This is a genomic window from Lactiplantibacillus songbeiensis, from assembly GCF_005405125.1.
GTDB lineage: Bacteria > Bacillota > Bacilli > Lactobacillales > Lactobacillaceae > Lactiplantibacillus > Lactiplantibacillus songbeiensis.
In genome coordinates this window covers 47,799-70,876 of the sequence record NZ_BJDL01000007.1, presented here as the reverse complement: position 1 = coordinate 70,876, position 23,078 = coordinate 47,799, and the positions used below count along the sequence as shown (strand labels likewise).

General features: G+C 43.7%; 19 protein-coding genes and 2 tRNA genes. 8 read left to right on the top strand and 13 right to left on the bottom strand.

Going from position 1 to position 23,078, the window contains the following annotated elements; translation table 11 throughout:
* Window positions 1–41: 41 nt before the first annotated feature.
* A complete protein-coding gene (locus FFM77_RS02455) occupies window positions 42–401 on the top strand; it encodes a DUF1516 family protein (RefSeq protein ID WP_137634158.1) in 360 nt (119 codons plus the stop codon).
* Window positions 402–440: 39 nt separating this feature from the next.
* Here the strand turns inward: FFM77_RS02455 and FFM77_RS02450 are convergent, their stop codons facing one another.
* Complete coding sequence (locus FFM77_RS02450; protein WP_137634225.1) at window positions 441–893, bottom strand: GtrA family protein; 453 nt, start codon at window positions 891–893, stop codon at window positions 441–443.
* Between the two features lie 136 nt (window positions 894–1,029).
* Between FFM77_RS02450 and FFM77_RS02445 the strand changes: the two genes are divergently transcribed.
* From FFM77_RS02445 to FFM77_RS02435, 3 genes are all read left to right on the top strand, one after another.
* A complete protein-coding gene (locus FFM77_RS02445) occupies window positions 1,030–2,040 on the top strand; it encodes a hypothetical protein (RefSeq protein ID WP_137634157.1) in 1,011 nt (336 codons plus the stop codon).
* Window positions 2,041–2,172: 132 nt separating this feature from the next.
* Window positions 2,173–2,604, top strand: coding sequence for a hypothetical protein (locus FFM77_RS02440; RefSeq protein ID WP_137634156.1), 432 nt, complete (start codon window positions 2,173–2,175; stop codon window positions 2,602–2,604).
* 69 nt (window positions 2,605–2,673) lie between these two features.
* Window positions 2,674–3,099, top strand: coding sequence for a hypothetical protein (locus FFM77_RS02435; RefSeq protein WP_137634155.1), 426 nt, complete (start codon window positions 2,674–2,676; stop codon window positions 3,097–3,099).
* 47 nt (window positions 3,100–3,146) lie between these two features.
* On the opposite strand, the gene FFM77_RS02430 is transcribed toward FFM77_RS02435, so the two are convergent.
* From FFM77_RS02430 to FFM77_RS02420, 3 genes are all read right to left on the bottom strand, one after another.
* Window positions 3,147–3,219, bottom strand: a tRNA-His gene (locus tag FFM77_RS02430).
* Window positions 3,220–3,396: 177 nt separating this feature from the next.
* A complete protein-coding gene (locus FFM77_RS02425) occupies window positions 3,397–7,755 on the bottom strand; it encodes a BspA family leucine-rich repeat surface protein (RefSeq protein WP_137634154.1) in 4,359 nt (1,452 codons plus the stop codon).
* A gap of 408 nt (window positions 7,756–8,163) precedes the next feature.
* Window positions 8,164–8,247: transfer RNA gene (locus tag FFM77_RS02420), tRNA-Leu, on the bottom strand.
* 100 nt (window positions 8,248–8,347) lie between these two features.
* On the opposite strand from FFM77_RS02420, the gene FFM77_RS02415 reads away from it, so the two are divergent.
* Window positions 8,348–8,869: a hypothetical protein gene (locus tag FFM77_RS02415; RefSeq protein WP_137634153.1), complete on the top strand. Its 522-nt coding sequence runs from the start codon at window positions 8,348–8,350 to the stop codon at window positions 8,867–8,869.
* Window positions 8,870–8,963: 94 nt separating this feature from the next.
* Here FFM77_RS02415 and FFM77_RS02410 read toward each other — a convergent pair whose 3' ends face one another.
* Window positions 8,964–9,242, bottom strand: a complete 279-nt coding sequence (locus tag FFM77_RS02410; protein WP_137634152.1) for a hypothetical protein — start codon at window positions 9,240–9,242, stop codon at window positions 8,964–8,966.
* 138 nt (window positions 9,243–9,380) lie between these two features.
* Here FFM77_RS02410 and FFM77_RS02405 point away from each other — a divergent pair, with 138 nt between their 5' ends.
* Together FFM77_RS02405 and FFM77_RS02400 are read left to right on the top strand one after the other, a co-directional pair.
* Window positions 9,381–9,887: a hypothetical protein gene (locus FFM77_RS02405; RefSeq protein WP_137634151.1), complete on the top strand. Its 507-nt coding sequence runs from the start codon at window positions 9,381–9,383 to the stop codon at window positions 9,885–9,887.
* A 116-nt stretch (window positions 9,888–10,003) separates the two neighbouring features.
* The gene (locus FFM77_RS02400; protein WP_137634150.1) at window positions 10,004–10,480 is read left to right on the top strand and encodes a MarR family winged helix-turn-helix transcriptional regulator; all 477 of its coding nucleotides are present in this window, start codon (window positions 10,004–10,006) and stop codon (window positions 10,478–10,480) included.
* Window positions 10,481–10,522: 42 nt separating this feature from the next.
* Here the strand turns inward: FFM77_RS02400 and FFM77_RS02395 are convergent, their stop codons facing one another.
* The 3 genes from FFM77_RS02395 to FFM77_RS02385 form a co-directional block, all read right to left on the bottom strand.
* Window positions 10,523–11,218 (bottom strand): CPBP family intramembrane glutamic endopeptidase, encoded by a 696-nt coding sequence (locus FFM77_RS02395; protein ID WP_137634149.1) that lies wholly within the window; start codon window positions 11,216–11,218, stop codon window positions 10,523–10,525.
* A 441-nt stretch (window positions 11,219–11,659) separates the two neighbouring features.
* Entirely contained in the window at window positions 11,660–13,555 is a 1,896-nt protein-coding gene (locus FFM77_RS02390; protein WP_137634148.1) for a S53 family peptidase, read from the bottom strand.
* A 312-nt stretch (window positions 13,556–13,867) separates the two neighbouring features.
* Window positions 13,868–14,203 carry a hypothetical protein gene (locus FFM77_RS02385; RefSeq protein ID WP_137634147.1) on the bottom strand — a complete coding sequence of 112 codons (336 nt, stop codon included), beginning with the start codon at window positions 14,201–14,203 and terminating at the stop codon, window positions 13,868–13,870.
* A gap of 931 nt (window positions 14,204–15,134) precedes the next feature.
* Between FFM77_RS02385 and FFM77_RS02380 the strand changes: the two genes are divergently transcribed.
* Window positions 15,135–15,614 (top strand): hypothetical protein, encoded by a 480-nt coding sequence (locus tag FFM77_RS02380; protein ID WP_137634146.1) that lies wholly within the window; start codon window positions 15,135–15,137, stop codon window positions 15,612–15,614.
* Here FFM77_RS02380 and FFM77_RS02375 read toward each other — a convergent pair whose 3' ends face one another.
* From FFM77_RS02375 to FFM77_RS02355, 5 genes are all read right to left on the bottom strand, one after another.
* Window positions 15,615–15,986 carry a hypothetical protein gene (locus FFM77_RS02375; protein ID WP_137634145.1) on the bottom strand — a complete coding sequence of 124 codons (372 nt, stop codon included), beginning with the start codon at window positions 15,984–15,986 and terminating at the stop codon, window positions 15,615–15,617.
* Window positions 15,987–16,164: 178 nt separating this feature from the next.
* Window positions 16,165–16,491, bottom strand: a complete 327-nt coding sequence (locus FFM77_RS02370; protein ID WP_137634144.1) for a hypothetical protein — start codon at window positions 16,489–16,491, stop codon at window positions 16,165–16,167.
* Between the two features lie 164 nt (window positions 16,492–16,655).
* Window positions 16,656–17,420 (bottom strand): response regulator transcription factor, encoded by a 765-nt coding sequence (locus FFM77_RS02365; RefSeq protein ID WP_223876757.1) that lies wholly within the window; start codon window positions 17,418–17,420, stop codon window positions 16,656–16,658.
* A 9-nt stretch (window positions 17,421–17,429) separates the two neighbouring features.
* Window positions 17,430–18,776, bottom strand: a complete 1,347-nt coding sequence (locus FFM77_RS02360) for a sensor histidine kinase (RefSeq protein WP_223876756.1) — start codon at window positions 18,774–18,776, stop codon at window positions 17,430–17,432.
* A 297-nt stretch (window positions 18,777–19,073) separates the two neighbouring features.
* On the bottom strand, window positions 19,074–23,027 hold the full coding sequence (locus FFM77_RS02355) for a BspA family leucine-rich repeat surface protein (RefSeq protein WP_137634142.1): 3,954 nt from the start codon (window positions 23,025–23,027) through the stop codon (window positions 19,074–19,076).
* Between the last annotated feature and the right edge of the window lie 51 nt (window positions 23,028–23,078).

The following is a 23,078-nucleotide window of genomic DNA, read 5'->3' as shown; positions in this document are numbered from 1 at the left end:
AAAATTAGACATGACAGGTTGTTTGGAGGCGTTATTTTTTTATGCTATTAACGATTCATTTAATTAGCTGGGTCTGGCTCATCATCATGGTGAGTTGCGGGCTGACCCGGCAATCCATCAAAGCCGCCAATCGCTACTTGATTTTAAGTCGGCTCGGCTATTTAGCCTTGATTATCACTGGCGTGTATCTCAGTACCAAAACGTTTCAGGCCGCACCCTTGTTAACAATCGTCAAAGCGGTGTGTGGCGTCGGAACTATTGGTCTGATTGAAATCGCCTTTGCCCGCTGGCAGGAAAGCCACTTAACTGGCAAGCTGATTAGTTTACTGATCGGTGGCGTCGTCCTGACCGTGATCATTGGCTTTGGCTTACATGTTATGCTCACCGGTCATTGGCTTTAAAGACCGCAAAAAAGGCGCCCAGCTAATCGCTGGCAACGCCTATTTACTAAATCGTTTCATAATTTGTCGTCGCATCCGCATCTTTTGATTATGTTCCATAAAGATTAGTCGCGATGTACCGTAGTTAAACAGGCCGACTAACACTTGGTCCAGAATTTTAACTAGTAGTGGCATCCAGAACAAGACGGAAATCCCGACGAACATTAAAAATGTATCAAAAAAGTACGAGAGTCCTCGCGTTAACATGAAGCCGATAAACTCACGAATGCTGTGACTGAGACTTGAAGACCGGGATTGAAAGACCACCGCTTTGTTCGTGATGAAGCTGAACAGCGTGGCTAAGATCCAAGCAATGGTATTTGAGAATAAATAATGTTCCAGCATGACCGAATGTAAGACCCAAAAAGCCAAGACATTCACAGCCGCTGCTAGGAACCCAAAAATGGCATATTTCCAGAAGTATTGATACCGACGATAAAGCCGCTTTAACATCTGCACTACCGTTCGCCGCCGTTTCTTATATAATCTAATAACGTGAAGTCATTTACGACTTATCATACCTTATTTTTAGGTAACCTGACAAGTTTCATCAAATAAATTAATCGTCTTAGCCTTGGAGTGAATACTTATGACTGCTTATATCGTCTTAGGATTAGCCCTCATCAGTTTAATCCTGTTTATCATTTTAATCGTCAGTCGCGTGACCGTGCATCGGTTAAAACGGGCCGCGACTGACCAAGGGGAGTTATTGAAAACCATTCGTAGCCGGCTCGTTAAGCAAACGCTAGTCAATCAAGACCAAGCTGCGACCTTAACGGATCTGCAAACGCAAAATGACAGTTTTAAAACCAAATTGCGCAAATCAGTCCCCCATCCAGTCACAGCGCCGCAACATCACCGGATTGACGCCAACTCACGCGCTATCTTTCGCTCGTATGTCGTCGGTTTAGACTACTATCAAAAAGAATTCGATGCTGCCCTGGCCGATGCCATTAAACGTGGTTATTTTAAACCATACGATAATTACAACGAATCTGGACTAAAAGCCGATTACTTATACGCAAAGAAATATCAAGTCGACGCTGATGCTAATATTGGCGAGATCCAATTAGTCGAAGAAGTCGATGGCGCCAAACGAGCAGTGCGAATCGAACTGAAAGTCGCCGATCATGGCTATGTTATCGGCTATCTACCAAAGAAACAAGTTAACGAAGCCTTTAATGTCATTGATATATACGCTAACTCCGTCATGACCTTATCCTCCAAGACCCGGATTACGGGTGGTCAATGGAAGATGGCCATCGATGCCGTCAACGATATGCAATTTATGAACGATCCCAATGCCCAACAACGGGCTTTGCCAGACTACGGTTCGACCGATACACCGTTACAAATTAAAACCGGCCGCAAATCCTATTTTCTACAATTTACCTTGTACGAACTTGAAATTGCGACCAACCAGATTCCGCTATATAGTTTAATCGATACCACAGCGGGTCAACGCGGGTCAATCGTGACGATTGAAGCCCAACCGACCACCTATCAAGTTGAGGTCGAAGCTGGTCCCCAAACTGGTGAACGCATTGCGGTGACACCGAATGACATCGCGCGAGTGATCTGGGTCCCAAACTGGAAATAAACGAGGTCCTGAATTTATGAAGAATTTAATTATCGCTGCCCTATTAATCTTATCGATTGGTGGGATGGCTTACATTGATCTGCAAATTATCAATCGGGCGCCCTATCCAACGCTAGCCCAGGAGCAACCTCAATGAAGGCGCGCTGGCTAATTGAGGTTGGACTAAGTCTGAGCTTGTTACTCGCTGGCTGTGCGGCCAGTAGCCAACCTAGAATCACCCCAAAGAAAACGCAAGAAATTGCAGCGGCGAATCGCCAAAGTAACGCCAATGCTGCCGCCAAAGCACAAGATGCCAGCGCCAAAAAAGCCACTGGCACCCAATTGCAGGCAACTAATGACCACCTGACTAGTCCCACAATGGCAGCTGCGGCGGTCAAACAAGTCTTGAAAGCTCCGGCGGGACAACTATTTCAGCCCATTCCAACCGTTAACAGCGATGCGCGCGGTCATCATTATTATCAAGTCGATGCTTTTCAACGTAAAGCGAATGGCCAACGGGGACATTTATTGAAGACTTACTTTGTTTATCCTAATGGCACCATCACCACTAAACAAGCTGATTAACCGGTTAGCGCAGGCTGACCGGTTTTTGCATGGTATAATTAAACCATGCTTAATTTGGAGGAGATTATTTTGAAACTAGCAAAATCAGTTCTGACCGTTGCACTCGGTCTCGGGTTAGTTGGCCTCGCTCAGCCGGCTCAAGCGGCTAAACGTAGCCACACGATTCCGACAACCTTTCGCCATACCTGGTATGCTTATGATCATGGGACTTACGATCGGTTAACCCTAACCAAGCATTCCCTAAAGGGCATTATGCGCTATGAAGACGGTTCCCGTCAGATCTGGGCCAATGCTAAGGGGAATAAGCTTGGCGTCTGGTCGCATGGGAAAAATAAACTTAATATTTACAAAACCACTGGTGGTTACCAACTGGCTAGCCAACCGATTAAATTGACACGTGGTCGCAAAGCTGGTCATGCTCGACTTGACGTTCACAGTGACGGCTACCAAGCTAACTACTATCAAACCAAATCAGTCGCTTACCGATATCGGTAACAAAAAAACGTCCCGACTAAATAACTAGTCAGGACGTTTTACTTTAGGGCGGTATGTGGGAATCGAACCCACGCGTGCCGGAGCCACAATCCGGTGCGTTAACCACTTCGCCAATACCGCCATCACGTTTAGTTCGTTTGAACCAACATGTAATAGTATACACTTGTTCGGCCAAAGTGGTTAGGGATTATTTAAAAAAGTTTGATATTGGCTTTAATTCACCCTATTTTTAAGAAAGGCACCCCACTTTTACTTTAAGCGAGATGCCTTTTACTGATAAACAAGTCATTGCCACTGTTACGACTTGTTCTTCTTACTAATCAACCATGGCCGCATAATCCCAGCCAAAGCTAATAATACCCAACCCCAAATTGAGGTCGATTGCGTCACTACATCATCAGTTTGTGGTAATTTAGCTGTTGCTGCTAACCCATCCTCTTGTGACTGAGTTATTTTGACTAGTTGTAGCTGGGGTTGTGCTACAGTTGAACGATTCGATTTTGATGAACTAGCTAACATCATAGCACCCGCCATCGACTCAGATCCCGTTTTAACGACTTTTTGATCCTGTTTGACCGATTGTTGCTTAGGTATCGGCTTTTGGGCTGGCCGCTGTGGCTGAACAATCGGCTTCGTTGCTGGTAACTTATTAACTGGTTGTGTCCCCGGTGCTTCATTAGTGCCATGATTCCCGTTATCGTCCGTAGTTGGCTGATTACCATTGCCACCAGGTATGACCACCGATGCCGCCTCAATCATAACTTGCACCGTAGCCTTATGAGCCACTCCTAGCTGATCTGTAAATTGATAGGTGACTGTATAGCTTCCAGGCGTCGTCAACTCAACCGGATTATTAATCTGTATTTTTTCGGGTACGACATCAGTTCCATCAACATCCGTTGCCTGATCTAGATTGCTAAGTGCGACCCATTGATCCCCTACCGTCAAATGAATAACCGGCTGCTTAACTGTCAGCTTAGCAAGGTTAGCTAACACTTGTACCACACTAGTCGCGGTATGCAAGCTATTTTGACTATCCGTAAACCGATAGACAACTAAATAATGACCCGGCTGCGTTAAATCAACTGGATTACTAATGGTCACCCGGTCAGCAGTAACATCACGACCATCAACATCTTTAACCGCCGCAAGGTTGTCAATTGGCGACCATTTGCTACCAACGTAAAGTAGCACGGTCTCGTGAGTTAATGTTAACTGTGCCTGACTAGGTTTGACCGTCACAACTGCTGTCTTCTCATGTACGATACCAAATGTATCGGTAAATTGATACGTAACTTGATACTCGCCTGGCTGAGCTACATTCACTTGGCTATCAACTTTCAAGTATTGTGGCCATTCAGTAACATTAATTTGTTCACTATCCGAATCAACCAAATTTTGGACATTACTCATCGGATTCCACGTGTCGTGTTCATATAATGTCACTTCGTCAGCTTTTAATTGTAAGTCCGCATGATTCTCACCGGTGAGGATGGTCACCAGCGCCATTTGAGTATGGTCGCCATGACCATCTTTGAAGCTATAAATCAACTGGTAACTACCCGGTCGCTTAAGTGAGGTCACCGCTCGACCCGTAGTATCTGTCATCTGCAATGACAACGAACTTGGCGCAACTTCATGACCATGATCATCGATGGCAGTCACAACATTAGTTAGTGGATCCCAGCGATCGTCGGTTGAAAAATTACCAGTAGTTTGCTTAAGTGTCAGTCCATTCACGATAACGTGTACGTCTTTAGTGACTGGCACCCCAAATTGGTCGACAAATTGATACGTAATCGTATAGACTCCGGGTACTTGGCTATTGACCGTCCCTTTAGTCGTGATATTCGTGACCGGACTCCCGTCAGCATTAAAGGCAGTGTCAAAATTATCAGCCGGCCATGGCTCATTTAACTGAACGACCGAATCATGCGCATTTATCATGTTTTGAGTTGCAACAATCTCTAGTTTAACTGGCCCTGAAGTTTGGTTAACATTATCTTTACCCAGATAACTGTAAGTCACGGTGTAACTCCCAACCTTGGTTGGATCAACGTCAGCAACCGGGATAATGGCGTTGGTTTTAGCATCGCGCACGATGACGGTCAACTTATCAAGTGCTAATTTATTACCCGCTTCATCAACACTCAATTCTCCATCGTAGTTATCTGCTGGTGACCACTTTGCCTTAGGACTGGCAATGATCTGGACATCTTTTCCAACCACGCTTTGCCAAGTCCACGTACCAGCAGTCGCTTGGTCGCCACTATAACGTTCCATCAATGCCGGTGCGGTTAACCGTTCACCAGTGTCGACGTTAATCCATAATCCCGTAGATCTATTGGCAGCAGGTTGTAAATTGGCTGAAAACAGTTGCTTTAGTTCGTTTATACTACTATAGCCTACTACCTGAGCAACATCCTCCAAGCTAATACTACCTTCTGATCCTGATGGTAGTTCAATAATATCACTAGCTTTTTCTACCGGATAATCAAAATTCAATCTCGTATGTGCACCTAAAACTAGCACTCGTGGATTAGTATTCAAATATTGAAAACCCTCCGTATACATTGCTGGTAAGTTAAGAAGCGAATAGTTTTTTATATTAAGAGTACCAAGTGGTTGATAATCCAGTACTAAGTCACGCATATCAAATGAAGAGATGTCCAAATTTTGAAGGGCACCATCATTTACAAACATTCCCGTCATATTGGTCACATTACGAGTATCAAAATTAGTGAGCTTCAAATCGGCTAATGTAGCGTCACCAGAAAACATATACTGCATGTCGGTCACGTTACGAGTATCAAAATTAGCAAGTTTTAGACTAGTTAATGCGGTATCACCCCAAAACATATAACTCATATCATCCACATCATGCGTCTCAAAATTTGAAAGTTTGGAAAGGTCTAAATCAGTCAATTGCGTAATATTAGCAAACATCCGTGACATATTAACCACAGAACTAGTATCTAGGTTAGCGAATTTCAATGTTGTCAGTTCACCACCCGGATCCGTTGCATCTCTACTGATGCCTTCAAACATGGATTGCATATTTGTCACATGGCTAGTGTCAAACTTAGCAATATAATCATCGACAAAGTGTTTAGCATTTTTAAACATCGATGACATGTCGGTAACTGCACTTGTATTAAAGTGACTTAAATCCAGTTGCGCACTTACCGGTAAATTTATTCTATAAAACATCCCTGACATATCAGTGACTTTGCTAGTATCCAAATTAGTCAATCCCTTGATTGGCTTAATAAATTTGTCATATCCGATATCAGCAAACATATATGACATATTTGTCACTTGGCTAGTATTAAATGAAGAAATATCTAGCCCTGACAAAGATGTCCCCTCAAACATCCGTGACATATCAGTAACGGAACTCGTATCAAAATTAGAAATATTAAGTGATAGCAAGTCTGGTTCTATATCAAACATTGAAGCCATCGATGTGACTTTACTCGTGTTGAATCCTGACAAATCTAAACTTCCAAGACTACCATCAGATGCAAACATATGTGACATATTTGTCACTTGACTGGTATCAAAATTTTTCAAATTCAAACTTGGTGTATCAGATAAACGTGTAAACATGTAAGACATATCTTGTACTTGACTAGTATCAAAACTGGAAAGATCAAATGTGCCGTTAAAACGGTAACCATCAAACATATGTGACATATTCGTCACTTTGCTGGTATCAAACCCAATTACATCAACATTATTCGCGTCGCGTCCCTCGGTTGAAGTTGCACCAGCAAACATTCCAGCCATATTAGTCGTGTTTTCGGTGTGTACTTTTTTAAGATCACTATTCATGTAATTTAACCCTGAAAACAAATAACTGGCATCTGCTCCCGTAGTAATATCACCATCTAAGCTCAAAGTTAAAGATGGGTGTTGACCATCAATCTCATAGTTATTCCAACCAAGGGCGCCCCAATCTATGACTTTACCATCCGCATCGGTCTTTACGTCAGTATTAGCTAATGTCCCTGCTCCAATATGTAACACTTTCTGCTGATTAGAGTCCCCGGGGCCAATCGTCCAAGCACTAGTCCCTAACATCCCAGAAGTATGTTCATTAACTGGTGCAACAGTTTTAAGCATCGGTCTGGCAACTCTAGCACTACGACCAGCACCACTTGCAGCTTGAGTCGGTGCTGGTGCTGCCGCCTTAACTTTCTTTGGTGGCACTGTCGACTGTGCTGGTATTGTTTCAGTCGGTGCAACTGGTTCTCCAGAACTAGGCTGATACACCGGTGTTTCCGATGCTGATTGTTGCGATTCCGGACCACCACTTTCAACTACACTATTCGCGTCAGGTGCAGTTTCAGGTGCTGGTTGTTGTGATTTCTCAGTATGGCTTGTATCTATATCACCTGAACCTGGTGTCACCTTTTCAGCTGACGTGCCGGATTGCACTGTCACTTTTTGTTCCTTGGTCTGCATTTCTGTACTAGATTTAGATGTATCAATATTAACAGTCGTGTTAGTTGTCGGTACAATAGTTGTGTCGGCTTGTACAACTTGGTTATTAATTTGCCAGGTCAGTAAAGCTGCCCCCGCCATTAGCCAAAAACGACCAGCCATTTTTTCCGGGTGAGGATTGGTCAATTGACCAGTTTCGATTGCATTCAAAGTCTTCACTCCTCCAGTAATATAATTAGTATTTTAGTTTAATATAACCCCGTTAATAGTGTACGCTATTAGTTGTATAGATGAAAGCGATATCGAATCCTTACAATCCACTTTATATTAATAGTCATCTAATACTTATTATGACCATTACGATTTAAAACGAGGGTCGTTTTATTTTATCCAGGCTAAATCAGATTATATTTAATCTTTTCAATAAGCATTACCAGACCAGTTTGATATGTTATAATTAGATTAGTTTTATAATTTTGGAGGAGGTAAAATCAACCAACATATTAATCAAACGAACTATATTCATCGATGTCAGCCTCAATAATTACTGTCAAAAGCAAAACATCGCAAAAAAAAGAGCCACCTTAATTAGTAAGGTAACTCTATAACGTATTATGATGCCCCAGGCAGGATTCGAACCTGTACATTGTTGCCAATACAGCGACCTGAACGCTGCGCGTCTGCCAGTTCCGCCACTGGGGCATTGTTTCTTTAGCAACAAACTCAATTATAGCGAAAAAGGTCCAAAAAATAAACCTTTTTTTATATTTATACAGCATGCATTCATTTGGAGGAGATTATTTTGAAAAGCTCACTAAAAATTTTAACGACATTAGGAATCAGCATTATCTTACTCCCAAATTTGGTCGTTCAGGCTAATTCTACAACAACACCAAAGAGCTTAAGAGGAACTTGGTATGAATACCTAGGACATTCCTCCGGATACAGCGTGACAAAAATCAAAAGACATGCTGTCGTTACATACAATATTTCAAATAATGGTAAGAGAAGCTATTACAGAAATTATACTGCAAAAAAGAAGGGCTCTTTAAAACTTCATGTCGAAAAGATTAATAAAAATAGCAAAAAAGTATGGGGCACAAAAACTGGCGGATCTTATTATCAACTTAATCAAGGTATGAATGAAGCAGAATCAATCCCGTTTATGTGGATCGGTCACCGCAAAATCAATGGTCATAATTATAGAGTCTTAAAAAGTTATCTCAATATGTTCTATTTTCACATTGCTAGTCATAAAAAGATTGCAAAAGTGGCTTCCTACACTTATTCGAGATCAAATTATCCAAGTAAAATCGGTAAATAATTCTTCAACACTATTCAAATAAACGAGGACTATCCACGCTTAAATTTAAGCTGGATAACCCTCGTTTATTTGATTTTCATCTAATAAGATTTTCTTATTCCGCCAACTTCACAACAGTCCCATACCCCGTCACCACTAAAAACCGTGGCGCCACACTCATCCGCACGACTTCAGTATTAAACGAGACATAAATCAGGCCATCTCCATCATTGTCAGCGGCCTTTTGCATGAGGTCAGCCTTTACCTTTTCAATCAAACCATCAAAATCTTCAAATTGATCAATTTTTTCCGACTGAAACATACTATGTTCGGTCGCCGAAACGACTGTCTTAATCATATGTGATCGTTGAAGATCACCCGTTGTCATAAACATCTCAAAATCCCCCTCATTTTTACTCATTACCCCTAAGTTTAATCGAAGCGTCACGGAAGCGCAATCATCCACTTTAGCTTTGCAAATTAATTGACTTTTGTCGTCAGACGACTAGGTTAGACAGTAGGGAGTGATATTTTGAACCAAGTTAACAAATTTCTAGCACAATATACGTTTGAACCCGTAACCACTAAGGAAACCTTCGACGATCACAGTCTGATTATTGAAAATGATAGTCGGTTAATTCCACTGGGGCACTTCAAAGTTCGCTTAAAAAATATCAACGATCAACATTACTACGATTTAACGTTGCATCAGCAGCTCACCTTAACGACTAACCACAGTGGCTTAGCACTTAAGCCACGACTACATGGCGTTAAGGTCCGTCACGCCAAGCATCCTACCAAGCCAGCTGACTTTAAAGTGATGACGACTTTAAAGATCAAGCATGCACCGGCGGACGTCCAAGCACCTAAGCAACGCCGGTCCCAAGCTGCGGCGGCGGTTCCAGTTACGAATCATCAAGCCACAGCTTTACCAACAACAGTTCCCGTCTACGCGTTTAAAGACAGCAAACAGCTAGCAATCAACCAAACTGCCTTGACTAAACTATTTTTGGCGGCAGATTTAGGCCCAGCTGCCTAATTATTCTGTTTTTTCATAATTAATGATGACTTTTTATATAACTAGCGATAATAATTATTGCAAATATCTAATTAATTGCGTACAATATACTAGAATATGAAAAGGAGCTGGTTTCGATGGCAACCCCAACCAAGAATATCTTACTCGACGAACAATTGTGTTTCGCCTTATACACCGCTAGCAAACGGTTTAATCATTTTTACGCAGAAGCGTTGGCACCTTTCAAGCTAACCTATCCGCAATATATCACGTTGTTAGCGCTTTGGGAAAATAATCCCATGACCGTTCGTGAACTCGGCTCACACGTTAATTTAGACAGTGGCACGTTAACCCCGCTTTTAAAACGGATGCAGACGCAAGGCTGGGTTGAACGCAAACGTGATGAAAATGATGAACGCCAAGTCAACATTTCGTTATCACAAAAAGCACTCGATGCCAAACCAGAAATCTTTGCCCACGTTAATACGTGCATGGACTTACTGGGGATGGACGAAAAGACTTATGCCGCGACTCGTGACACGGTCAACTTTGCCTCGGAACGGATTAAGAATGCGAAGCCTAAGAAAATCGATTACGATGGTCCACAGTTTTAATTATAAGACGCTCTCCGTTGAGCGCCTTTTTTGTCTGCATATTCACGCCTGCCAACTTAACAACATTAAGCTCATCGCCCCGGCATTAATCAAAAAGTGTAAAATAATCGAATCCTGAATCTTCCCGGAAATCCGATACACGCTGGCTAAGATTAGGCCCATCGTAAAATAGATCAAGAAGCTGGGCAGCGTTGTACTGGCATGCATACTCCCAAAAACGATGGCACTCAACAAGACTTTTAATGGTTCTTGTCGTAAAAAAAGATTCGTCAACACGGCTCGAAAGACCAACTCTTCCATAATCGGCGTCAAAAAGACGGCACTGACCGCCATCATGATCAGCGCCATCGAACTACCACTCATTAGATCTTCAATTGCCGCATTATTTTGAGTCTCACTTTGATGATAGATGACTTGGTTTATGAATTGAAACAGCCCTTCACCGCCAATAATCACTAAGTAACCGCCGCCGATGAGCCACAAGTCTGACCACGTTAACTTTTTAAGGGTCATCTCCCCCGTATAATGCCGATAGACCGCACAGGCAATGCCACTAATGCCTAAGAATAGACCAAAATACAAAATCACCGCAGTCACTCGCCAACCAGTCAACGCCTTAACACCCGTTAATTCGTTCACTAACTGAAGTAACAGTGGTGGCATCATCACCCCAATCGCCAACCCCAAAATAATCGTTAACCGCCAAAGCCAACTTAATCCCCGATCAACTGCTTGCATCTACCCTCACCTCGAAAAAGATTCCGCTTACTTAACGCTTGGTACTAGTTGAGATTGCCGCCTGCCGGTTGAGTCTTAAAACGCTGGAACGACACGGCTGAGTATTTTAGGAACCAACCCTCTCGGCCAAATTTGTGGTCGTCAATAAATAGTCATTAATTCCCGTTAATTAACGCCGGGCGGGCCAGAATTGGCTCAATGGTGTCGTTTATCTTGGTCGGTAATTTTCCGACTTAGATAAAGCCCGGCCTTTCGAGACCGCACTTTGGCTCGAAAACGCAGCCACCACCGTTCCAGCCAATTCTGGCCTAACCAGAGTGGCAATTTAAGCCAACTAGCACCTTACTTAGATTAAGTTTACCGCAGCCCTCACCGAGTTACACGCGTTCGCATACGCAAAAAGCAGCTCGACCAATCTGGCCGAGCTGCTTACCTAAATTCTTATTTCAATTGATTAAACAGTGTTTCAAAGTTCGCCGTACCAAGCCCGGTTGCTTGGTTATACAGCTTGCCTGGTTGGCCAGTATAATACAAGTTCGTATTATTAGTCTTAGCCGTTAGCGGTGTGAATGGTGACTGCTTCGTCTGCGCTAAGCGATAAATCTGCGGGTTCCAGTAGCCAATTCGACTGCTGCAACCACTATTCATGACCGCATTAGCCGCGGCCACTTGTGGTGATACCACGCTCGTCCCACCGGAAACGTACCATTTTGGTGATTTACCGACCGTCTTGGCGGAACTCATGTATAAGTCATAGCCAGTGTTCGGATCAGCGTTAAACGACAAGTCTGGGACATTCCGGCCGGTACCGGTCCCGGTCGTATAAGTTGTTGAACTAGTTCGATTCAAGGTACCATTGCTGACTTTCCACAAGTTGACTGCGGCATAAGTATTGACCCCATTACCGATCAATGCGCGCTGGAACGCTGGTGTTGTCTTATTCAAACGGCTAAAGCCACCACCGCCACCTGCGAAGTAGTCATCGAGACGATCTTGATAATTCGAATAGTAACTCTTATCGAAGCGACCGTAGAGGTAATCTGAACCCCAAGCTCGTTCCGTCTTAACATCGACTTTAACCTTGCTACCGCCATCAGTATAGCTAGCACTAAATGGCAACGTGGTCCCACCTAACGCAGTGACATAGGCTGAGTTAGCAGGAAAATCCACCGTTTTATCGGTACGATAGCTACCAGCGTTGTCTAGAATACTGTCGTAAGCCCCATTATCACCGGTGGCTGCAAAGGTCGAAATGCCTTGGACCGCAGCTTGTTGGAACAAGGTGTTGAAGGCCTTGGCATAAGCACTCGTTTCAGCACCTTGACTCATCGCCGACAACAAGGCCCCTTCACTTTGTCCCCAACTCGTAGTCAATTGTGAAGCATTGTTCTTACCAATGATCGTGGCTAAGGCGTTGATCATTCCGGTGTCCGTCTGTGGGGCTAGATAAATATCGAGTGCCGCATCGGGAGCGACCGCACCAGCTTGCTCTACGTCTAAAGTGGTTTCGTTGTATCCAGTCCAACTAGCGCCACCATCGATGTTATACCGCGTGATATTACTTTTGGCCGCCGGAATACCTTCTTGCTTCCAATAGTAAGCAGCATCGGCTGGATGAAAGTTTGCAAACGATAAGATGGCAATGCGTTGACCTTTACCAGTTAACCCTTTTTCATATAATTTATCTAGATGATAGGCATTAGCAAACTTTTGCGGTTGCGTGGTTTGATTGACGTTTAACTGCCCTTTTGTGGCATGGGCTGTCGTCGTCAAATTCGTCTTGTATTTTCCATAACTGGAAAGTCCAAGCACCGCATTAATCTTACTCTTAAAACTGCTAGGCAACTTAGCTTTTTGAGTATGGGTTTGGTAGGTCTTACCCTTAACTTTCACTTTAACTAAGGTGACACCAAATGCTTTATTAATGTTATTAACGGTCCCAGTAGCACGAATGACTAAGTTACCACCGTAAACTTTGTAGCTCAAATGATGCTTCTTTAAATAGGACTTAATCGTGGTTAACGTTTTCGCTGATTGCCCATACTTTTTACCAAACGCACTGGGCGTTAAGTATTGATGATATGACGCTGATTTTGGATTGACCGTTGCATAGCTATATTTACTTAATGCACTGCTATTACGGGATTTTAAGACAATATCAATAACTTCTTTTTTACTGGGTTTAACTTTTTTCTTGGTACTCGTTACTTTCACCCGCGGCGCGACCGTATCAGACAAGGTCGTCGTGGCGGCGTGGCTGGTCATTGGTTGCGCTACCAATAAGCCACCACTAAACCCAGCAACTAACGATAACGCGACTAACCATTCTTTTTTCATGATTACCCCCCACTCTCTGCTTAACTTACCCCTAGTATCAAGATTTTTGAACGGAAAGTCAATAAGGCAGGCTTAAAATCACAATGTTTTTTGGTATTAATTGTTTTAATGGTGACTTATCTGGGCAGTTTTGTAGAAAGCTTAGAATTTTCACGCTTTTAACTGGAGATTCAACTTAACAACCATCAACTACTCGAGCTTACAAAAGCTTCATTCTGACAACGTCTAAGCGAACAACTTGACTTTCAATGCAACAAAAAAAGCGCCATCTTAAGCAAGATGCGCCTACACAGCAACTAATAATGACAGTTTTTAAGCGGTAACTAAACTTTTATCATTAGTTTCGTCATCAGCAACTAACTGATTGATGGTCTCGACCATCGTTTCTCGTTGGTCCAAATCGTCGTCACATTCAAAAAAAGCGCCAAGTTCCATCGCGAGAATATCCTTACCAACATCCATATAACGGCAATCCGGGCTAGTAATGGTGTAATGCTTAGCGTCATTCATCTGAACAATCACACACCCAGTGGCAGATTTACCTTTAGTCGCTTTGTCAGTGAATTCAATCGCTAAAATATACGGATTATCGGAGCTACGATCCTTGATCGCATGTGCCACGTTATGAGCAATCGCAGTTAACTTCATTTTTATACACCTCTCGAAACTTTCAATTAATCTCTATTTTACCATGCTTACTAACTGACTGTTGGTAAATTCAGTAGCCAACTCTTAATACAAATGCTTTTATGAAGTTAAATTATAAATTAATATAGCGATTTATAAAATAAATCCAACTTTTTCCGTATTTAGGACAAATCTTCACACTTTCTTCACAATTATATAATACTATATCTTTGTACCTAATAATTATACACTTGTTCATTTTACTCCCCCAAAGTGGATGGACAAGTAAGTACAATCCCCCATATTGTACTTAAACCTAACTCTTTGGCCCTACTGCTGTATAGCGGTAGAGTCATTTTTTATTTAGCCATAATTTTATAACCCTAACGCTTGGTACTAGTTAAAATTGCCGCCTGCCGGTTGGTTTGTAGCTTAAGTTGTTCATAGATCATCAAACCATTCACACTGGGCGGATCAGAATTGGCTCAGTGGCGTCGTTTATCTTGGTCGGTGATTTTCCAACTTAGCTAACTCCCGACTTGGAATACCGAACTGGCTTCCAAACGCAGCCACCGCTTTTCAGCCGATTCTGGCCCAACCGGAGTAGCAGTTTAAGGCAACTAGCACCAAGCGTAACCCTAATTCTCTATCAAACCTTATTTATCAAGTATTGCCTCAACGGTTAATGCCAGTTAAAATTCAAGCCCCAATTTTTTGGGATAAACTTAGACCAATATTCTGATACGATTCATTTATAAAATTAAAACTAATTGTCAGTTACTGCTTATGTCAAATAATTTTCACTGATACATAGGCATTTTCAAAAAATAATGGTAGGATATAGTTAAGCGTTGAACAAGTGGTATCAGTTATCAAATGATTACTCATTTATATGTATACCAATTATCAATTAATACCCAATTTCACTCATTAAGGAGAGCGAGTTTCTCAAATGCTAGTCCACATCATTATCAGTGTCATCGTCATCAGCGTCTTTTTTGCCGGCGTCCGATTCGGGGTTATCCGACGCCGACCGTATGAACAAGTCAACAATGGTACCCAACCACAAACTGACCGGCCCGACGGTGAAGCCTACGTCAAAGCGGTCAATACGATCAATTATCTTATCGCAGATATCCATAATGGTCACAAGTCGCAATTCACGGCTGGCGATGCCATGGACTTAGAAGTCGCCTTGCAAAAACTACTTGGCACCCAGGTTGAAGCCCAGCCAATGACCAGTAACGAAATCATTCTATCGGTTACGCTCAGCGACAAACGTGTGCGGCAACTAGACATCACTTTAGTTCGGACTGACAATCAAAACGCCACCATTCTCGACAATGAAAAAATCACGGCCGTTGAGGTTAATCACACGGCCGTGACGGATGGTCAACATTTTTATGCCGCCATCAAACGTTTTTTAAAATAATCAGCTGGCATAATTTCCCAGCCAAACTAATAAGATATCAAAGATTAAAAATAAGACATTAAATTGTAGTAGCCACCAATCCATTAGGCCACGTTCGCGAACCATCCCCACAATCGCCAACACGATGCCCGTTAGTGGAATGATACCGCCTTGTAAAAACCGGTACAGTGGCAAGTAAATCGGCCCCATGGTCAAAAACGGCCCCGGCAATTGTCCCAATAACACGAATAACAAAAACACCCCGATATTGAGTAACGAGCATGCGAAGGCTGTTTCCGTTACCGGTCCCATGGAGAGCCGGTAATGATAGCGAAACCGTAAGACCCCCGTCCCCACAACTCCAATTATTAAGATAATGCCAATCACAAGCATAGCGTGGTTTCACGACTCCTTTTCTCGATTAAGTTCAGCTTACGCTAATTTGTGAAAGGTGCCTACCAATCGCTAGGAAGCTTAACGCTTTTTTAGCAAACCTCCCCAATAATTAAACAAAAAAAGACCTCACCACTCCTGGTCAGATCTACCCATTAGTTGCACTAACTCTTCGACACTATTGCACGGTCAAAACGGTGCGTTTCAATCCCGGTACTTGTACCGTTACATGCTGATTGGCTTTAACAGCCAACTTCGTATAGAACCGGCCATCTTGCTTATTTGAAATCACTTGATGGACCCGCTTGCCTGTCCGAAACGTTACGATGACACCATGTTTCGTCCGCCCTTTAATCGTCGCATGGTGGCTAGCCGCGTGATAATCCACCTTGGCCACGACCTTATGCCGATAATGACGATAGTCACCTTGCAAACTATACTCCGAACCTACGATTAAGAAGCATCCGGCGAGAACCATCAATGTTAGCGACCAAAATTGCTTCATTGATTTTATCCCCCATTTTTGACCGGCCCCCACGACCGCTCGATTCAATAATTCTATCTTACCTGCATTCCAGCCAAACAGACGAAAAAAGGTGCAAAGCCTAAAGAAGCCTGCACCAACGTTATCCTTATTTTATAAATCACAACGATTATGTTACATCAGAGTCAATCAACTTTTACCGTCAAGGCCGATTGTTTGATCAATGTAATCAAATCATGCATTTTACGCACCGCAATATCGACTGATTCGCCATTTTCAAAGTATCCCAATTGGGACTGTTTATTGACCCTTACCAAAGCTTGCGGATTCACCAAGAAACTCTTATGCACTCGGAAGAGTTCCGGATGAGCAACCGTTTCATCGCTGATCTTACCGTTATACTGAATCATGCGATCAGCCAGGTGTAAGACCAACTTATTCCGCGCAGTTCCCGTTTCAATAAACAAGACTTGCGATAACGGTAAGTTGAACAATTCGCCGCCCTTAGAATAAGAGAACATAGCTTTACTCGTCAGCCCCTGTTTGGTATAGCGATCATAGGCCACGCGAATGTCTTTTTCGACTTTCGACTTAACGGTTGCTGCACCTAAATCCTTTACCACAAAGTCCAGCGGTTCAATTCGACGTTCAAACGTCAAAAAAGCCATTTCTGAATGGGTTGAGACGAAGACAATCTTGGCATTCACATCCCGTTCTCGAATCTGAGACGCTAACTCCAGCCCGTTCAAAGTTTGACCAGGATACTCGATATCCAAGAAATACAATCCTTCAACGGCCGGTTCAGCCGTTAAATAATCTAGTAACGCCTGGGCTTGGCCAGTCGCCAACGTTAGCTGCATATCAAAGTCGTTAATCATAATATGATTCGTGATAATCTGCTTTAACGTCGCTAATTGTTCTGGATCATCTTCAACCACAAAAGTCTTCAACAAAGGTTCTCACTCACTTTCAATACTAATGATAAATTCAAATTGCTGCTGGGCACTAATCTCATAAGTCACGTTCGGCAACGGATCCAGCAGCTCGCGCACTGTCGCTAACCCTTGACCGTGACCAGCGCCTTTCGACGTATGCCCCGGTGTCAACAATTCATCGACCCGGTCAATCGGCGCTTGCAGTGAATTTGCAAAAATCAATTCCACCATTTTCGCGTATTTTACAACGGCAACCGCAATTTCGCCACCGGGTTGTCCGTTGACAGCTTCAATCGCATTATCTAATAAGATCCCACTCACCCGGGCCAACGTCACCGGATCAACTGGCGGCGTTGAAATGTCATCATTTGCCTCTAACCGCACTTGCACGCCTGCTTGACGTGCCGCTGAAAACTTATCTTGAATGATAGCTTTGAGAGACTTGTCTTTAATCCGTTCCAAATTATCAAAATGTCCAAAATCGCGACTCAAGCTCTTTTGCGACCGCTTGATCACATCATCAAAATAAGTCTGCAATTCGGCATTGTGCGCGTCTTGCACGTACTCACTCAATGAGAGCAAAATATTTTGATAATCGTGCCGGAACTTACGTAAATTTTGATAACTGCTTTCCAAATTTTTAACATAAATATCATATTGCTGGCGTTCTAAGGCTTGCCGATGGGCTTGAACCCGCATTGTATAGCTGTAGAACAAGTAAATAAACGTCCCCCCGTTGATCAGCAGGATTGCCACCAAGATAATCATCAAGATACCTAAAAAGCCATGCCCGATGTTATAATTATCGGCCGCCGATGCAATCGCAAAGTACGCAATCGCCGCCACAATCAAAGCACTCGCAATCACGTTTAACGTCACGTCATCGCTAAACTGCTTGGCATGCCGCTTGTGTAACAGTCGAAAACTAATCGCCACGACCAACATACATGCGGTGACCACGATTTCCCCAACAATTTCAAAAGCCCAGCCACTCCACAGACCGATACCTAAATGAAAAAGATCAAAAATCGTTTCTGTCGCGTAATTGCCAAAAAAACTAAATAAAATATAAGCAAGGGTCGCCGTCAGACTCGTCACAATAAAATACTTTTTATCTTTAACGAAGACCAGCAACCCCAAGTTCACAATAAACGTCGCAATGTCTGAATAATCATCATAAAGTAAATAGGATCCGGTCAACAATACTGCCATCATCACAACGGTCAGATAGACCCGGCGATGTTGCAATTCCCGATTAATTAGGATTTGCAGCACAAAGACCAGCATGACTGAATACCAATGATCAAACGCGGCGATATACCAATTCACATAAACGATGATGCCGCCCTCCCCAAGATACCGAAAGTTCATTAGTCCTATTGTATCGGAAGGCCGTCCGTTTGTATATTTGATGTTGAGAAACTTAACAATTTCTAAGAGTGTGAGCGCCAACAGGTTACTTCTGAGTAGTGCCTAGCCATTAGCGTGAACACGTTTGAATACTATCAGATTCTACTTGCCACTACGGTTAGGCTAGCTTGATACTAATCTATCGGGAGATTTTTCTGTCATTTCAATTCCAGACAACGACTTAAATTAATTACAAACAAAGTCACCGAACAAAAAAGACTTGGAACTTAATCCAAGCCTCATTAAAAAATATTAATTTTAGAAGAAACGACGCCAATCAATCAACTCACCTAGACTAACCATCAATAGACTGACACCAGCTAAAGCTGTCGCGATGGTAGTCGTTTCATTAGTTTGTGGTAATTCAGTCGCTTTTGATGAATTGGCGCTTGGTTTCGATGCAACTACTGGTTTAGCTATGACTGGTTTCACCGTGATTTGTCCGCCAGCAGTCGCGCCAGTGCCTGGTTTAGTCGGATTAGTTGGTTGAACTGGCCTCAGTGGTTTCTCTGGTTGCGTGGGCTTTTCAGGATCAGTTGGTGTCCCCGGCTCAACCGGCGGCTCTGGCGTTGTGATTGGCGGCACCGGTCCCGGTGTCTCCGTACCACCCCCGCCACCACCTGGTTGAGTATCTGGCTCGACTTGTACCCAGACGGACTGTTGCCACAGATTACCGGCAATATCCGTGTACTGATACCAAAGCTCAGTCATGCCGACCTGTTGGGAATCAACTTGTCCCTTCACCGTCACCGCTGACCATGGCAAGGTGTGACCAGTCGCATCAGTACCACTCACATAAGCGGCTTGCGGTTGCCAAGCTTGACCAACCACTAATTTAATCGGCGTCTTAACTTGGAGACCAGCCTGTGACGCCTGCACCACGACCATTAATTGTGCACTGCCCTCGCCATAGCTAACCGTCACGGGATAAGTGCCAACTCGTTGTGGATTCACGTTGCTGACTACCGACACTTGGTTGAGTGGAACAGTTTGACCGTTTTCATCTTGCACCTGCTCGATTAATTGTTGTGGGTCAAACGTGGTTTTGGGACCAGCAATTAACAATGGTGGCGTCTTTAAACTAATCTTAACCGGCTGGATAACCGTTACCGGCACCCACTTGATAATCGGTGCGTTACCGACTTCATCTTGATAACTGGCCTTTACCCAGTATTGGCCTAACTTCGATGGGTCCACCGTTGACGCATATGTTAACTGCGTGGACGCTAAAGGCTGACCAGCCGCGTCCCATGCTGCAATAACCGTTTGAGTCGGATCAAAGGTTGTGCCTTGCAAGACTTTCAAACTCGGTACCGTCAAGATATTAGCTTGGCTACTAATCAAGCGCATCGTCGCGGTATCGGTCAACTGATTACCCGCAATATCGGTATAACTAACCGTCGCGGTATACCGTCCGGTCGCTTGGGTCGCACGCAATTGCGGCCCAGTGACCCAGTGGACGCTCACCCCAGCACTCGTACTACTTAGTGGTTGACCAAACGCATCCCAAATCAACAAATGATCATCTAAATTAAAGGACGCATTGGGTCCAACAACGACGGTGGCCGGTGTCAACTGTACCAGCGCACGACTTGGTAAGACGGTTAATTGACTCGCCTGTGTAAGAGTCACATTATCAGTCTGATAACTAAACCGGCCCCAATACTGACCAACTTGCGTTAAATCTGGTTGATCGAGTGGCTCGCCATTCATATCAACCCAGCTCACTGTGACATCATTTAAGGTTAACGGTTGTCCCTGCTCATTCGTACCGCTAAATAAAGACGCTAATTGTGACGCAGTATGTTTGGGTCCCGCAATTAAAAGGACATCGCGCCCGGTTAAGGTAGCTTTGCCAGCCGGGACAACTTCGACAGTCGTTTCTTTTTCTAAGACTTTCCCATAACTGGACGTATATTTGATATGCACAAGTTGTTTGCCAAGTTTACTAGTATCGACCGCCGTGACGACTAAATCTTCAGCCGGTACGGTAGCTGGATCAATTGGATTACCATGATCGCCTAACAATTTACTAATGACTAGCCCAGCCTGCCATGGCGTATATTGATAAATTTTGACATCATTCTGGACCTCTAGTAGGCTGCGATCTGGTCGCCAAATATAGGTGGCTAGTGGGCCAGGCTCGATCGGATTACCTTGATTGTCCACTTTATGATACAAATCGACCAATTCACTTGATGTATATTTTTGATTGGTTGCCAAGTTATACCAATGACCAGTATCACTATTACCGTCCATCACTTTGGGTGTCGGAAAAATATCGGCGTCATAAGGTCGAAAAGTCCCATTAATTCGGATTCTTCCCAAGTCTGTTGAATTAAGCGCACGTGTCATATGCACATACGGCTGTAACTGCCAGTCGCCTAAATCAATCGCCAACAAACCAGTATCAGCAAACGCATAGTCCATTGACTCAATTTGCCGAACGTCCCACCGACTGACATCTAGATTGTGTAAATGACTCTGATCTCGGAAGAGTTGATCAAAGCTCGTCACGTGTGACGTATCCCAATTAGCGATATCTAAGGTCGTTAGTGGCGTTAAATCCCTAATCCCCATAAACATCCCGGCCATTTTAGTCAACTGGTGGGTCTGCCAATTACTAATCTGCAAGTCCCGTAAGTTGGGCATTAATTTGAACATGCCAGTCATATTAACGACCTGGCTCACGTCCCAACGGTTTAAATCTAGTTTCACTAAGTCGGCCTGCTCAAACATATGCCCCATATTAGTTACATGCCCCGTCTGCCAATCACCAATCTGTAAATCCGTTAACGCTGACCATTTAAACATACCGGCCATGTTGGTGACATTTGAAACGTCCCATTGATTTAAGGCCAACTTGGGCAGCATTGTGCCATAAAACATCGCATGCATGTCGGTTACATGACTGACATCCCAATGACCAACGTTTAAGCTCGCCAAATCAGTCGTCTCACGAAACATCTCAGCCATCGTAGTGACGTTTCCCACATGCCACTGACTTAAGTCCAAATTTTCCAGACCTTCGACCCGCGCAAACATGCCACTCATATCAGTCACTTGATCAACGTGCCACTTAGATAAATCCAACGGGCCTAAGGTGGTCTCCGCAAAAAGTTCGCTCATATTCGTGACGTGATCAACCTGCCAGTTAGCCACGTTTAAAGTCATCGGATAAGTACCATTTCGGTGAACACCTTGAAAAACCCCTTGTAAGTTAGTTGCTGCCGTAGTGTGCCACTTGCTAACATCAATTATCCCCGAACAGATCGTATCTTCTTGGTCGACTATGACATTATTTCTGCCTAAACTCGCATCATTTGAAAAAAGCCAACTAAAATCAGTCACCCGATCTACTTGCCATTGACTAACGTCTAAAGAAGCTAAGTTCGGATCATTAGCAAACATATGATTCAGATCAGTGGCTTCACTGACGTCTAAATTTTCACCATTCTTAATGTTTACTAATTGATTCCAATCTTGAAACAAGCCAACCCCAATTTTACCGACAACTTTTACCGGCGCCTTCACGGTGACATGATAAACGCGTGATTTCCAGTCAGTATTGCCAGTGCTATCTTTGAATTCATTTTCCGCTAAGGTCCCACCGTCGAGCGTTAATTCACCGTCTGACAACTGCCAGTGAACAGTCCCGTTCATCCCTTCAAGTTCCACAGTTGAACGCTTAGCGGCAGTAGCTTTTTCAATGGGTAAGGCCCGTGATGTTGCTTTAGGGTCACCTGGCGCTACCGTCGAAGCTGGATCTGTCGATGCTTGGGTTGTTGAAGCACTAGTGACATCGGTCCCGGCCATGCTAACTGTAGTACTCGTGGCTTGGCTGGTTGCACTAGTCTCTGAAACAGCTTGTGAACCCGCAACTTCAGAACTTGCTGCGGCCGCTGTTGATGAAACTGTTGAATTAACAGCTCCAGACGTTGCCGCCGATGCCGCTGACGTGCCACTCGCCACGACTGGCGCTCCTGAAGATACTGGTATCGACTGGCTTTTAGGCAACGTTTTAGTGTCCGGACTAGTCATGGTTCCGGCTGGTGTTGATGGTCCAACTGGTGTTGCCGCCTGCGCAGTCACCGTTCCACCTAATCCTAAAGTTAACATCGTCAAACTAGCAAATAGCCATTTATTACCAGATTTATACATTTTATAATGTATTTTTGCCTTTTGAATCCTGGCATTCTGCTTATACAACATCTCTAACCCGCATCCTTTCGGTTACCCTCATCCAACAAATCAGTCCATGTA

Bases quoted from the DNA above. Each gene is read 5' to 3' on its own strand.
- FFM77_RS02455 (WP_137634158.1), top strand. From the start codon at position 42: ATGCTATTAACGATTCATTTAATTAGCTGGGTCTGGCTCATCATCATG.
- FFM77_RS02450 (WP_137634225.1), bottom strand. From the start codon at position 893: ATGTTAAAGCGGCTTTATCGTCGGTATCAATACTTCTGGAAATATGCC.
- FFM77_RS02445 (WP_137634157.1), top strand. From the start codon at position 1,030: ATGACTGCTTATATCGTCTTAGGATTAGCCCTCATCAGTTTAATCCTG.
- FFM77_RS02440 (WP_137634156.1), top strand. From the start codon at position 2,173: ATGAAGGCGCGCTGGCTAATTGAGGTTGGACTAAGTCTGAGCTTGTTA.
- FFM77_RS02410 (WP_137634152.1), bottom strand. From the start codon at position 9,242: ATGTTTATGACAACGGGTGATCTTCAACGATCACATATGATTAAGACA.
- FFM77_RS02400 (WP_137634150.1), top strand. From the start codon at position 10,004: ATGGCAACCCCAACCAAGAATATCTTACTCGACGAACAATTGTGTTTC.
- FFM77_RS02395 (WP_137634149.1), bottom strand. From the start codon at position 11,218: ATGCAAGCAGTTGATCGGGGATTAAGTTGGCTTTGGCGGTTAACGATT.
- FFM77_RS02390 (WP_137634148.1), bottom strand. From the start codon at position 13,555: ATGAAAAAAGAATGGTTAGTCGCGTTATCGTTAGTTGCTGGGTTTAGT.
- FFM77_RS02385 (WP_137634147.1), bottom strand. From the start codon at position 14,203: ATGAAGTTAACTGCGATTGCTCATAACGTGGCACATGCGATCAAGGAT.
- FFM77_RS02380 (WP_137634146.1), top strand. From the start codon at position 15,135: ATGCTAGTCCACATCATTATCAGTGTCATCGTCATCAGCGTCTTTTTT.
- FFM77_RS02375 (WP_137634145.1), bottom strand. From the start codon at position 15,986: ATGCTTGTGATTGGCATTATCTTAATAATTGGAGTTGTGGGGACGGGG.
- FFM77_RS02370 (WP_137634144.1), bottom strand. From the start codon at position 16,491: ATGAAGCAATTTTGGTCGCTAACATTGATGGTTCTCGCCGGATGCTTC.
- FFM77_RS02360 (WP_223876756.1), bottom strand. From the start codon at position 18,776: ATGAACTTTCGGTATCTTGGGGAGGGCGGCATCATCGTTTATGTGAAT.
- FFM77_RS02355 (WP_137634142.1), bottom strand. From the start codon at position 23,027: ATGTTGTATAAGCAGAATGCCAGGATTCAAAAGGCAAAAATACATTAT.